Raw genomic sequence first — 12,456 nt, 5'->3', positions numbered from 1 at the left:
TTTCCACTCATTACCCTTTTTCGTCTGGTGCATTTCCGGGTCGCGCTTCTTCTCCGCGTTTTTGGTGGAGCTGGGTGTGTTGATGATCGTTGCATCCACGATGGTTCCGCCCTTCATTATGTGCCCGGTTTGCAGCATTACCCGGTTGATCGCGTCAAAAAACAGCTTGTTCAGGCCGTTTTCTTCCAGAAGATGGCGGAACTTGCACAGGGTCGTTTCATCCGGCACTGCTTCCGTCATGAAGTCAATGCCCGTGAATTTTCGCATTAAGCATCCGGAATTACCGCCTTAGCTAGAAAGGACATTTAACGGAATACAGTGAAGCTGCAGAGGGGAGGAAAGCGGAGCTGCCGTGGCGCTTGACAGACTCCGGCGCATCCGATATAATAAAAATGACGTCGGTTTCTCACGAAAAACGACAAAAAAGCGGCGGTGCTGCCGCCGCGGGAGAAAATCATGATTAAGGCGGTATTTTTTGACATTGACGGAACGCTCGTCCCGTGGAAAAGCGGGCGTATTCCTGCGTCGGTCTTCGAGTCTGTGGCTGCGCTGCGGCGGAAGGGCATCCTTTGCTTTGTTGCAACGGGGCGCTCTCCCTTTGAGATCAGCGCGGGACACCTGATCGACGGACTGGACTTTGACGGCTACCTTTTGAACAACGGAGAGCTGGGTGTGGATGCGGATGGAACGGTGTTCTATCGCTGCCCGGTCGATCCGGACGATTTGGCAAGACTGCTGGACTGGGTGGAGGCGCGCGGCCTTTCCTGCTGGATGGTCAGCGAGAAGCAGTGTGCGATCAACCGTCTCACGCCGGCGGCGGCACAGGCGCTGGAGGACATCCGAACGCAGCCGCCGAAGCTCGGCGACCTGCGCGCATTGTGCCGGGAGCCGGTGTATAAATTTTCCCTGTTCCTGCCGCCGGAGGAGCTGCCGATGGAGCTGCTGCCGCACTGCGCCAAGACGCAGTGGCACGCCTTCGGCCACGATCTGTTTTCCGCTGCGGGCGGGAAGCAGCAGGCCTTCGCGGCGACGCTGGCGCGCTACGGCCTGACGCCGGCACAGTGCATGGCCTTCGGCGATTCGGACAACGACATCGGCTTGCTGACTGCGGCCGGTATCGGCGTTGCGATGGAGGCAGGGACGGAGGGCGCGCGGGCGGCTGCGGATTTTGTCACTCGTGATTGCGAGGCGGACGGCATCCGTTATGCGCTGGAATATTTTTCTGTACTGTAATCAACATTTTGGATCAGGGCATGGTCGTGTTTTCACCAGCGCAGCTTTTCTGCACCGGAGGAAACGGATAGCGAGAGGACCCGCTGGGATCCTCTCGTTCTTTTTACAGAGGCCAATTTAAAATCGTGCACAACAGAAGCTGAAAAACGACTGTGCATTTGAACAAAATGACGAAAAACCACGAAATTAAGCTTGCCAAGGTAGGGAAACTCGTGTTAGTATCGGGCTGTGAGAAGCCCGTCCCGACTCGTAACCTCCGCATCTTGCAGGCGGAAAAGGAGACGAAAACAGATATGATGAATCCGGTAATGCAGCGCTGTTCCTGTCGTGAGTACGCGGAAACGGCAGTCCCCGAGGAGCTGCTGCGCCAGCTCGCTGCAGCGGGGATGCAGGCACCCTCGGCGAAAAACGAACGTCCGTGGGAGTTTTTGATCGTCTGCTCTGACGAGGGAAAGCAAAAGCTTGCACAGGCCAGTCCCTATGCAAAAATGTGCACGAACGCCTCGGCGGTGATCGTGGTGCTCGCAGACGAGGCGCGTATCTCCGAAAACAGTCCGTGGTGGGTGCAGGACGTCAGCGCCTGCACAGAAAACATCCTCATTCGCGCTACGGAGCTGGGCCTCGGAGCGGTATGGCTGGGCATGTACCCGCGGCAGGATCGCGTGGATGCGATCCGCAAGGCCTTTGCACTGCCGGATCGGTACGTTCCGTTCGCAGCAGTTCCGGTCGGCTATCCGAAAAAGCCCCTGTGCCCGCAGGATCGCTTCGATGAGACGCGTATCCGCTGGGTGCGATGAGGATGCAGGCATGAACGTCTATCTTTCCACGGCGCAGGCGAAAAGCATCGTCCTGCAGCTGATGCAGATCTTTCCGGAGGGCGTGAGCCTCTGCGATGAGGACGGCGTCATCCTTTCCAGCTCGGACACCGGGCGCATCAACCGCACCTCGCCGCTGGCAAAGCAGTGCATTGAGCAGGCCAATTCCGGCAAGCTCTATAACGAGCGTGTGGTAGACGGCAACGTGACGGCGACGCCGCTGTTTTTCAAGGATGTCTGCGTCGGCGCGGTGCTGATGCTCGGCGATAACGAGCAGATTAAGTGCCTGACCTCCATTGCCAAGGCGGTGGGCGAGAGCGTGATCTACCAGCCGTATCTGAAGGACACGAGCCAAGTGAGCGACATCATCAACTTTGAGTTTTTGAGCGAGTGGCTCAACACGCCGGGGGAGTATTCCCTTGACTTTTATCGCCGCGGTCTGCGCAACGGCATCGATGTGTCGCAGGAATACGGTGTGGTCCTGCTCGACGGGATCTGGAACCAGCTCAGCGCGCAGAAGGCCGTTGAAAGCATCCTTCCGCACTCCAACTATTACATCTGTCTGGGCAACAACAGCATTGTGCTCATCATGCGTAAGGGCTATGACCCGAGCATCATCAAGGAGCTCAGCATGCTGTTCAACGATGTGAGCTTTGCCACCGGACGCACAGGGCCAAACCTGAACGAAGCGTTCGTCTCGGCACAGAACACAATGTTCGCCGGAAAACGTCTTTATCCCGAGAGCATGATCTATGACTACCGAGACTTTGAATTTGCTTATGCAATCTCCGGCCTGCGTCAGGTACAGTTCGACACGAAGATCAACGAGCTGTTTGCCCAGCCGATCTATGACGATCTGGTGCAGACCCTCGAGGTGTTCTTCAAGGAGAGCGGCAACCAGGCCGAGGTGATCAATAAGCTCTATATCCACCGCAACACGCTGAAATACCGGCTCGATCGCATTCAGGAGATCACCGGTAAGAATCCACGTGTGTTTGAAGACCTTTTTTATCTCTATACGGCGTATATCCTGCACAAGCTGAAAAAGTGACCTTGAGATTATAGGCGCGAGCCTGTAAAAATAAAAAGGAGGACCCCAAGAATGAAAAAGTTAATCGCATTGCTGCTTGCCGTTTCGGTGCTGTTTTCCCTGGCGCTGACCGGCTGCAAATCGGAGACGCCGAACACGCCGAACAACACTGCGTCCGACACTCCGTCGACGCCTGACGACACCGGCGACAACGAGCCCGCTGCCTCCGGCAAGGATCCTGACCGTCTGATCAAGATCGGCTTTGTGTTCAGCGCAATCGTCAGCACCGACGCCTGGTCGCAGACATCTGAAAACGCGCGGCTGTATTTGGAAGAAAACTGTCAGAACGTCGAGACCTACAAGGTCGAAAACATTGCGGGCGGCGCGGACTGTGAGCGCGTGATGAGAGAGTATATCAACGACGGCTGCGAGATCATTGTCGGTACCTCCTTTGACTATGTGGACTACATGCTGTCCCTGGCTGAGGAATATCCCGATGTTACCTTCATCAATGGCTCCGGCTACGAGACGGCGAAGAACATGTCCGTCTATATTGCCAAGCTCGAGCAGGGCCGCTATATGACCGGCCTCCTCGCCGGCAAGATGACGAAGGTCAATAAGATCGGCTACGTTTCCAGTATTCCGTTCCCTGACCCCATCAAGCAGCTCAATGGCTTTGCTGTCGGTGTTGCCGAGGCCAACCCCGATGCGGAGATCGTTACCCTGTGGGCAAACTCCTTCAATGATCCCACCGCTGATGCGGTCTGCGCCAACACCCTGATCGATCAGGGCTGCGACCTGATTTGCATTGACCTGAGCTCCTCCGCAGTTGCGCAGGTCTGTGAATCCCGCGGCGTGATGTTCATCGGCAGCTCTGTCGATATGCGCGAGTTTGCACCGACGCAGCAGCTGACCTCCAACTGCTGGACGTGGGGCCCGTGGATGGCTGAGCAGGTTGAGGCTGTCCGCAACGGAACCTTCGTTGGCAAGTGGTGCGAGCTGGACATCAACGACGGCGCAATCTCGCTGGCTGAGTTCAGCGACAAGGTGCCGCAGGACGTCCGCGACCTCGTGGCCGATGCCGAGAAGCGTCTGCGTGAGGGCTTTGAGGTCTTTGCCGGCCCGCTCTATGACAATACCGGCAAGCTGCGCGTTGCTGAGGGCGAGGTGCTCTCCACCGAGGACGCCAACGCCATGCAGTGGTTCCTCCCGAACGTCATTGACAACTGGGCGGACAAGCCGACCGACTGAGGCTGCGCAGCAGGAAGCAATAACGATAAAAGTCGGGATGAAAATCCCGACTTTTATCAGAAAGGGAGAAGACAATGGCAGAAGCAACTGTGCAAATGCGGGGGATCCGCAAACAGTTTCCGTCCTGCCTCGCCAATGATAATGTGGACTTCACCGCCTACCGCGGCGAAATTCACGCTCTGCTCGGCGAGAACGGTGCGGGAAAGAGTACGCTGATGAGCATCCTGACCGGCGTGCTGCAGCCCGATGCGGGGGAGATCTGTATCAACGGCAAGCCGGTCATGATCCGTACACCGAAGGATGCGCTCCAGCACGGAATCGGCATGATCTATCAGCATTTTAAGCTGGTAAAGCCGTTTTCCGTGGCAGAAAACATCGTTTTGAGCGACGACCATGTCAAGGTCATCAACAAGAAAAAACTGGAGGCGCGGGTAAAGGCGCTTTCCGAGCGCTATTGCATCGAGATTGATCCCGGCGCGCTGACGTGGCAGCTGTCGATCGGCGAGCAGCAGCGGGTAGAAATCCTGAAGGTGCTGTACCGCAATGCAAACATCCTGATTTTGGACGAGCCGACGGCCGTGCTGACGGCGCAGGAGGTGCAGGAGCTGTTCCTTACGCTCCGTAAAATGACCGACAGCGGCTGTACCGTGATCTTTATTACGCACAAGATGAACGAGGTCATGGACTACGCCGACCGGATTACCGTCCTGCGCGACGGCTGCCTTGTCAGAACGCTGACTAAGGCCGAGACCGACGAAAAGGAGCTGGCCAAGCTGATGGTCGGCCGCGAAATCTCGATGGGACGCCGAAACACGACCGATACGACGACCGACCGCGAGCTGCTGCGCGTGGAGAACCTGACCGTTTTAAATGACAAAAAGCTCGAGGCGGTGAGGAAGCTCAGCTTTAGCCTGTATGCGGGCGAAATTCTGGGCATTGCAGGTGTTTCCGGCAACGGACAGAAGGAGCTGATGGAGGCGCTGTCCGGCCTGCGCGCCGCTGCCGGCGGGACGATCACCTTCAAGGAGAAGAATATCACGAAAACAACGGTGCGCCAGCGCATCTCCGACGGGCTGGCGTTTATCCCCGAGGATCGCTACGGCTTTGCCTTGGTGCGAGAGCTGAGCGTTGCGGAAAACGCGAGCATCAAGTCTTACCGTTTGCCGGAATTCTCCAAGGGCGGCATCGTCGACTATAAAAAGCTGAACAAGCAGGCTGAGGAATTCATCGACAAGTTCGAAATCAAGGTCGGCGGGACGAAGAGCCTCGTGCAAAGCATGTCCGGCGGCAATGCACAGAAGCTGATTCTTGCGCGCGAGACTGCGAGCAAGCCGGACGTGATTCTGGCCAGCTACCCGGTGCGCGGCTTGGACATCAAGGCAACGGAGAGTATCCACAAAATTTTGGTCAACGAAAAGAACCGCGGAGCGGGCGTTTTGCTGGTGTCGGAGGACTTTGACGAGATCTTCCAGCTCTGCGACCGTGTTGCGGTGATGTATGAGGGCAAATTTATGGGCATCGTACCGATCAGCCGGGTCAATCTGGAGACCATCGGCCTGGCCATGTCCGGCGCCGCAAGAATGGACGGTGAGCCGAATGCGTAAACAACGATATCTGACACTGGAAAAGCGGCTGAGTGTCCCGCTTTGGACGAAGCTTGCCGTTCCGCTTGCCTCCATTGTTGCAGGCTTCCTGTTTTCGGCAATCTTCCTGCTGATTTCCGGAGAATCTTCCATCGAGGTCTACTCGGTCATGTTCGAGGGCGCGTTTGGCTCGGCCTACGGCCTGAGCGAGACAGTCGTCAAGATGATCCCGCTGATGATCATCTCCGTAGGTGTCGCCTTTGCGTTTAAAATGCAGATCTGGAACGCGGGCGGCGAGGGCCAGCTGCACATCGGTGCGGCTGCGGCGACCTATGTCGTCCTGCATCTTAACGGGTGCAGCCGGTTTGTAACCGTGCTGTTGGCGTTCCTTGCGGCGTTTATCTGCGCGGGCATTTACGGCCTCATTCCGGCCATTTTGAAGGTAAAATGGAAGGTCAACGAGCTCATCACCTGTCTGATGCTGAACTATGTAGCGACATTCTTTGTGGCATGGCTCATTCAGGGGCCGTGGAAGGACCCGACAGGCTTTGCCTTCCCGCGCACGAGAAAGATCCCGTCTGCGGGCGAGCTGACAACCTTTTTCGGCACGCGCATCCACACCGGCCTGATCATCGGCCTTGCGATTGCGCTGGCTTTGTGGTTTGTTATCTATAAAACGCGTTGGGGCTTTGAAATCAAGCTCATCGGCGCAAAGGAAAAGGTCGCACGTTATGCAGGCATGTCCGTCAACCGGAACATCCTGCTGGTGATGTTCCTCAGTGCCGGTATCGCCGGCGTTGCGGGCATGGTTGAGATTTGCGGCATCACACACCGCCTGCAGGCAAATTTTGCCTCACAGCTCGGCTCGTCTGGTATGACCATCGCGTATCTGGCGCAGTGCCATCCGCTGGCCGCCGTCGTGGTGTCGTTCCTGTTCGGCGGTCTGCTGGTGGGCGGCAATACCATCCAAAAGCTCGGGCTGCCGGTCTCGACGGTGCAGATGATCCAAGGCTCCATTTTGATTTTTGTCGCAGCAGGCGGCATGTTCACCAAATATCGCATCGTCCGTAAGGAAAGGAGGCTCGGCAATGATTGATATCATCCTTCGTGCCACGCTGACCGCTGCGGTCGCGCAGGGCACGCCGCTGCTCCTGACGGCGCTGGGCGAGATCATGAACCAGCGCGCCGGTGTGCTGAACCTCGGCCTTGACGGCATGATGCTCTTCGGCGCAGTCACGGCGTTTATTTCCCTCATCGCCTCGGGCAGCCTTTTTGTGGCGGTGCTCGTGGGCGGCGTCTGCGCCGCGCTGCTGGCGCTCATCCATGCGTTTCTGTCCATTACCTGCAGAGTGCATCAGGTCATCTGCGGCCTTGCGCTGAACATCTTTGCTGCGGGCTTCAGCGCCTTTGTCGGCAAGGACTACAACGGCATTGCCGCGCCCAAGGTGCTGGAAAACATCCGCATCCCGCTGCTGGCGGACATTCCATATCTCGGCGAGATCTTCTTCAACCAGAATCTGCTGGTCTATCTTTCGTATGCTCTGGTCATTGTCCTGAGCTTTGTTATGTTCCGCACACAGATCGGCCTGAAGATGCGCGCCTGCGGTGAAAATCCCTCGGCGGCGTACTCGACCGGCGTGAACGTGAACCGGACGCGGTATATTTATGTCATGATCGGCGGCTTTCTGGCCGGCATCGGCGGCTCCTTCCTGATCCTCAGCACGATCCCGACGTGGACGGAGAACATGACCGGCGGCCGCGGCTGGATCGCTCTGGCCATCGTGACCTGCGCCATGTGGAAGCCCTCGGCGGCGATGATCACGGCCTATGTTTTCGGCGGCATGGAGGCGCTGGCCTACCAGCTGCAGGCCATCAGCATCGCAGTTTCTCCGGTGCTGCTGAAAATGCTGCCTTATTTGGCCACGGTGATCGTTCTGGTCATCGTATCCATCGCCAACCGTAAGAAGGGCGTGACCGGCCCGGAGGCCATGACCATTCCGTTCTCTCCAGAGGACAGCTAAAAAAGAGGTGCAGAGCATTGAACAATATGACAGAGACAACGGCCTTCGGCGAAGCGTTTCTGCGTGACTGGTATCGCAAGATCGACGGCAAGGCGCCGTTTTCCGAGCTGGCCAGACTGACCGTGGGCGAGGGGCTTGTGGTCGATTTTCCGAACAACCCGCTGGATATGGCCGGGTTTGAGCGGTGGTATGCCGCCCAGTGCCGCGACTTTTGCGGGGAGCACTGCATTCACAGCATCAAGGTTACTGAGGATGCGGACGCGATCGTGATCTTCTCGGAGATCACATGGCGCGCGAAGAACAAGGCGGGCGAGGCCATCGAGCTTACCCCGAATGTGACGCTGCGCCTTGACCCGGCGAAGAGAGCCGTATTTTACTATGGCTGTGTTGACCGCCCGACGAAATGAAAGGAAATTCGTATGAGAAAGAAAAAATTTGACGGAAGTATCAGCGAGATCATGGTCGCGTATCAGCCCAATCAGGAGCTGGATTTCGGCCCTGTGCGGAAAATGGTGGAGTTTCAGATCAAAAACGGCATCGACGGCCTGTTTATGGGAGGACTTTCGACGCAGACGTACCTGCTGACCATGGAGGAAAAGCGCCGTGTCGGCGAGGAGCTGTGCAACGCTGCGGCCGGCCGCGTTCCGGTCATGATGAACGTTATGGAGGACTCCATCAAAAACGCCAAGCAGCTTGTGCAGGATTATATGGACATCGGCGTGGACGCGGTTTGCATCTCGCAGCCGTCGGTCTTCCCGTACACCGAGCAGGCACTGGTGGAATTCTTTGACGAGGTCATCCCGGAGGACTATCCGACGTATATTTATAATGTCCCCCAAACCGGCAATACCATGTCGCCGCGGACGGTTGCACGGATTGCCAACGCCCACCCGAACGTCCTGGGCTACAAGGATAGCACGCAGAACATCTCCGCATTGCAGGATCTTCTGCTGCAGGTGAACTATCCGGACTTCCAGTGTATCGCGGGCAGCGATGCGCTGACGCTGCCGATGCTGGCCGTCGGCGGCGTGGGTGTGATCTCGGCCACGTCCGTGCCCTTCCCGAAGGTCATCCTTGCCATCACCGACGCGTGGTACAACGACGACCCCATTGGCGCAATGCAGGCGCAGAAATTTTCTATGAAGGTGCGTAAGCTCCTGAAGACTGCGTCGGACATGAACGGCTATTTCTATGCCTGCGAGCTTCTGGACATGCCCTTCCATGGGACGAGAATGCCGCACAACATGACGTACGTAACGGACGAACAGAAGGCAATCATCAAAGCAGGGCTTCAGGAAATGAAGCTCATCTGACGGGAGGGAAGACAGATGAACAACCGAGTTGTGGTGCTTGGGAGCTGCAGCGTTTGCCACGTCTTCACCTCGCCGGAGCTGCCTGCCCGCGGTGAGACGCTGATCGGCGACGATTATCACATCGTCGTCGGCGGAAAGGGCTCGGGACAGGCCGTTGTTGCGCAGAAGCTCGGCGGTGACGTGTTCCTGCTGGAGCGGCTGGGTAACGATGCGCACGGCCGCGCGCAAAAGCAGATGTATGCCGACCTCGGCATCCACACGGACTTTGTCTACCTCGATGAGACAACGCCGACCGGCAGTGCAGGTATTTTCCTTGACGAAGCAGGGCAAAACAAAATTGTCGTTGTGCCCGGTGCAAACGGGCAGGTCACCTGCAGCGACGTCGACTGCCTCTACGAAACCATCCGCGGCGCAAAAATTCTCGGCGCGCAGCTGGAGGTACCGCTTGAAACAGTCGACCATGCCATCCGCGTTGCGGCCTCACTTGGCGTGCGGACGATGCTCGACCCCGCGCCGGCCGCGCCGATCGACGAGACGCTGTATCCCTATATCTCCATCATCAAGCCGAACGAGTGCGAGGCACAGTCGCTGACCGGTCTTCCCGTGACAGACACCGAAACGGCCTATGCTGCGGCGCAGGTGCTGCTGGACAAGGGCGTGCGCGAGGCAGTCATCATCACCCTCGGCGAAAAGGGCACGGTTTTGGTCACCCACAAGGAAAAACGTTATTTCCCCGGCATTCCCATGAAGACGGTTGATACCGGCGGCGCGGGCGACACCTTTGCCGGTGCGCTGCTGGCCTCGCTGGCGCAGGATTGGAGCCTTGAAAAGTCGGTCTGCTATGCACAGTGTGCCTCGGCCATTTGCGTCACACGCACCTCCGACTATGCCGCAACGGAGAAGGAGCCTATCGACGCCCTGTTTAAAAAAACCTATCCGCAGTACACCCTCTGAGCCTCCTCACAGGGGTGGCTGTAAGCAAACGATTGGTGTCAGGCAATGTGCCTGACACCAATCGCTTTTTCTGACACCAGTTTTTGACGGGCACGCTTTGATTATATTGCGTTACCGGAGCTGTTGTCGCTGCCGGCCTGCGCGGTGGCCGTTGCGGCGGAAATATTGTTGGAGGTCATGTCACCGGGCCGGAAATCATCACTCGGCTGGAAATTGCCGCTCACTTTGGAATCGCTCTTGGGCTGGCCGCCGTTCTGCGGGGGCTGCATGCCGCCAAAGCTACCGGGCTGGCCGCACATATTGCCCATGCCACTTATCCCGGCAGAGCCGAAGATGACGTAGGCCTGCGTGGTGCTGAGATTCATGCCCATCCCGGCGCTGCTGCCTGCGGCGAGCACCGTGCCGCCGGTGATGGCGATGGTGCCGTCGGCATCGAGGGGCTGGTTGTCGGCATTGCCGCCGCTCCATACGGTCACATTGCCGCCGGAGATGGTCAGGCTGCCGTTGGAATCAAAGCCGTCGCCCGCTGTGGTGTAGGCGACAATTGTGCCGCCGGAGATATTGATGGCGAAATCATAGTTTGCAAGATCGGAATTTGCTGCGTTCAGGCAATCGTCCGTGCAGACAATGCTGATATCGCCTGAGCGGATGCTCAGCGCCGCGGCCTCGATGCCCTCGCAGGCCTCTGCAATGGCAATCGTCGGACCATCCGTTCCTTCTGCGCCGATGTCCATGATCAGATCGCAGTGCAGCGCAACGTCTGCGGTAGCGAGGTTCAGCGTGTCGCTTTCGACGGCGAGATACTGCTCGGCATTGATTGCGTCATTGACGGAGGCATTGATGTTCAGCGTCAGCTCGCGGATGGTGAGGGAGGCTTCGCCTTCCTCTGCGGTGGTCGCGCCGGACTTGATGCCGTTTTTGCCGTAGGCGTTGAGTGTTAGCGTCCCGGCGCCGCAGAGGGTGACGGCCGAGCCGTCCTTGCATTTGATGACGGCATTTTCGGCGTTTTCGTTGCCGGAATTCGATTCATCATTGTTCGCGGCGGCGTCGGTCAGGACATTTTCCGTTCCGTCTGCGGCGACGATGACGACTTCGCTCGATTTGTTGCAGGTGATCGGCGCAGTGTCGGCGCTTGTCAGGCTCAGACCGCACAGGATCAGCCTCACACCGGTTGTGCCCTTCTTAATTTTAACTGAGCCGTCCGTACACGAGCCGGAGAGCAGGTAAGTACCAGCGGCATCGATCGTCAGCACCGTACCGTTGCACTCGTAGCCGTCGCTGCTGCCTTCTACGTTGATGCCGCTGTCGGTAAAGGTGAAGGCAGTTTGTGCATCGGTGACGGATGCGGCGGTCTCGGTGACGGCTTCGGTGCCTCCTGCCTGAAGCACTCGATCGAATTTGACTTCAACCTTTCTATGCCGGATGAGGTGTATCAGCTGATCAGCGGCGACGGCTCCGGTCGAGTCGTGCGCTGAAAACATCCCAACGTAATCCGCGTGGCACACCGAAGCCCGTCTCTCTGCCGAGACGGGCTTCGCTTTGTATGAATAGCGAAAAAAAGCGCCGTCTCGGGTTTCCTCCCAAGACGGCGCTTTTCTGTTGTGGATCAGAGCGAACATTTCACGGCAAAGCCGCCGCTGAAGAAATAGGTGTTCGTCCGAACCTTGTTTGGCAAATGACTCTAATTTTGATAGAAACCCGTTAAGGGGGTGCAATTACGGTTTGGAGGGGGTGCATTTTTGATTTTAGGGGGGTGCATTTTCGATGTTAGGGGGTGCAGTTTGATGCACAACATAAAAGAACTCCAAATTAGCATTTTTAGCGCATCAAATGCAATAATCTTTCCATTTTGGTGTCCCACTCTCTGCTGGAATCGGCGCACTCTTTCAGCTCAGTTTCGATTTCAGTATTTATCGGCAAGTTTTTCTTATAGCGGATGGTATGCTCAAGGCTTGCCCAGAAGTCCATCGCGATTGTACGGAGTTGTATCTCCACTGGCACATGGACCTCTTTTTCTGCAAAGAATACCGGCAACCGGATCGTCAGGTGCAGACTGCGATATCCATTTGGCTTGGGGTGTGAAATGTAGTCTTTCTCTGTGATAATTTCAATGTCAGACTGTCCTTTTAAGCACTTTGCCAAAAAGAACACATCCTCTTCGAAAGAGCAGATCACACGAACACCGGCAACATCCATGATATTTGCCTGCATGGTCGGAAAATCCAGAGGAAGTCCGCGCTTCTGCATCTTGTTCAT

The 12,456-nt window shown here is 57.1% G+C and carries 12 protein-coding genes and 1 pseudogene; 10 read left to right on the top strand and 3 right to left on the bottom strand.

Annotation, left to right across the window (positions count from 1 at the left end):
• Positions 1-267 (bottom strand): annotated as a pseudogene (locus WMO66_RS05775) (IS5 family transposase); the annotation flags it as partial.
• Positions 268-456: 189 nt separating this feature from the next.
• Between WMO66_RS05775 and WMO66_RS05770 the strand changes: the two are divergent.
• The 10 genes from WMO66_RS05770 (at position 457) to WMO66_RS05725 (ending at position 10,200) form a co-directional block, all read left to right on the top strand.
• Complete coding sequence (locus WMO66_RS05770) at positions 457-1,233, top strand: HAD hydrolase family protein (protein WP_349135441.1); 777 nt, start codon at positions 457-459, stop codon at positions 1,231-1,233.
• Positions 1,234-1,526: 293 nt separating this feature from the next.
• Positions 1,527-2,030 (top strand): nitroreductase family protein, encoded by a 504-nt coding sequence (locus tag WMO66_RS05765; protein ID WP_349135440.1) that lies wholly within the window; start codon positions 1,527-1,529, stop codon positions 2,028-2,030.
• 10 nt (positions 2,031-2,040) lie between these two features.
• On the top strand, positions 2,041-3,099 hold the full coding sequence (locus WMO66_RS05760; protein ID WP_349135439.1) for a helix-turn-helix domain-containing protein: 1,059 nt from the start codon (positions 2,041-2,043) through the stop codon (positions 3,097-3,099).
• A 51-nt stretch (positions 3,100-3,150) separates the two neighbouring features.
• Complete coding sequence (locus tag WMO66_RS05755) at positions 3,151-4,329, top strand: BMP family ABC transporter substrate-binding protein (RefSeq protein ID WP_349135438.1); 1,179 nt, start codon at positions 3,151-3,153, stop codon at positions 4,327-4,329.
• Between the two features lie 74 nt (positions 4,330-4,403).
• The gene (locus WMO66_RS05750; protein WP_349135437.1) at positions 4,404-5,933 is read left to right on the top strand and encodes an ABC transporter ATP-binding protein; all 1,530 of its coding nucleotides are present in this window, start codon (positions 4,404-4,406) and stop codon (positions 5,931-5,933) included.
• Positions 5,926-7,008: an ABC transporter permease gene (locus WMO66_RS05745; RefSeq protein WP_349135436.1), complete on the top strand. Its 1,083-nt coding sequence runs from the start codon at positions 5,926-5,928 to the stop codon at positions 7,006-7,008. Before WMO66_RS05750 ends, WMO66_RS05745 begins: the two co-directional genes overlap by 8 nt.
• Positions 7,001-7,933: an ABC transporter permease gene (locus WMO66_RS05740; protein ID WP_349135435.1), complete on the top strand. Its 933-nt coding sequence runs from the start codon at positions 7,001-7,003 to the stop codon at positions 7,931-7,933. Before WMO66_RS05745 ends, WMO66_RS05740 begins: the two co-directional genes overlap by 8 nt.
• 17 nt (positions 7,934-7,950) lie before the next feature.
• The gene (locus tag WMO66_RS05735) at positions 7,951-8,340 is read left to right on the top strand and encodes a hypothetical protein (protein WP_349135434.1); all 390 of its coding nucleotides are present in this window, start codon (positions 7,951-7,953) and stop codon (positions 8,338-8,340) included.
• A 12-nt stretch (positions 8,341-8,352) separates the two neighbouring features.
• Positions 8,353-9,246 (top strand): dihydrodipicolinate synthase family protein, encoded by an 894-nt coding sequence (locus WMO66_RS05730; RefSeq protein WP_349135433.1) that lies wholly within the window; start codon positions 8,353-8,355, stop codon positions 9,244-9,246.
• 15 nt (positions 9,247-9,261) lie between these two features.
• Positions 9,262-10,200 carry a ribokinase gene (locus WMO66_RS05725; protein WP_349135432.1) on the top strand — a complete coding sequence of 313 codons (939 nt, stop codon included), beginning with the start codon at positions 9,262-9,264 and terminating at the stop codon, positions 10,198-10,200.
• A 101-nt stretch (positions 10,201-10,301) separates the two neighbouring features.
• On the opposite strand, the gene WMO66_RS05720 is transcribed toward WMO66_RS05725, so the two are convergent.
• Together WMO66_RS05720 and WMO66_RS05710 are read right to left on the bottom strand one after the other, a co-directional pair.
• Complete coding sequence (locus WMO66_RS05720) at positions 10,302-11,588, bottom strand: carbohydrate-binding domain-containing protein (protein ID WP_435387790.1); 1,287 nt, start codon at positions 11,586-11,588, stop codon at positions 10,302-10,304.
• A gap of 430 nt (positions 11,589-12,018) precedes the next feature.
• Positions 12,019-12,456 (bottom strand): GTP pyrophosphokinase (locus WMO66_RS05710; protein ID WP_435387789.1); only part of this gene is annotated, 438 nt, incomplete at its 5' end.

Origin of the sequence: Faecousia intestinalis (assembly GCF_040096185.1) — a bacterium.
GTDB lineage: Bacteria > Bacillota > Clostridia > Oscillospirales > Oscillospiraceae > JAZOXB01.
Note: the sequence above shows the minus strand (reverse complement) of the source record. Positions and strands in the feature narration are given on the sequence as shown.

What these genes read in the sequence shown, in the direction of transcription:
- WMO66_RS05770 (WP_349135441.1), top strand. Translation starts at nt 457, where the DNA reads ATGATTAAGGCGGTATTTTTTGACATTGACGGAACGCTCGTCCCGTGG.
- WMO66_RS05765 (WP_349135440.1), top strand. Translation starts at nt 1,527, where the DNA reads ATGATGAATCCGGTAATGCAGCGCTGTTCCTGTCGTGAGTACGCGGAA.
- WMO66_RS05760 (WP_349135439.1), top strand. Translation starts at nt 2,041, where the DNA reads ATGAACGTCTATCTTTCCACGGCGCAGGCGAAAAGCATCGTCCTGCAG.
- WMO66_RS05755 (WP_349135438.1), top strand. Translation starts at nt 3,151, where the DNA reads ATGAAAAAGTTAATCGCATTGCTGCTTGCCGTTTCGGTGCTGTTTTCC.
- WMO66_RS05750 (WP_349135437.1), top strand. Translation starts at nt 4,404, where the DNA reads ATGGCAGAAGCAACTGTGCAAATGCGGGGGATCCGCAAACAGTTTCCG.
- WMO66_RS05745 (WP_349135436.1), top strand. Translation starts at nt 5,926, where the DNA reads ATGCGTAAACAACGATATCTGACACTGGAAAAGCGGCTGAGTGTCCCG.
- WMO66_RS05740 (WP_349135435.1), top strand. Translation starts at nt 7,001, where the DNA reads ATGATTGATATCATCCTTCGTGCCACGCTGACCGCTGCGGTCGCGCAG.
- WMO66_RS05730 (WP_349135433.1), top strand. Translation starts at nt 8,353, where the DNA reads ATGAGAAAGAAAAAATTTGACGGAAGTATCAGCGAGATCATGGTCGCG.
- WMO66_RS05725 (WP_349135432.1), top strand. Translation starts at nt 9,262, where the DNA reads ATGAACAACCGAGTTGTGGTGCTTGGGAGCTGCAGCGTTTGCCACGTC.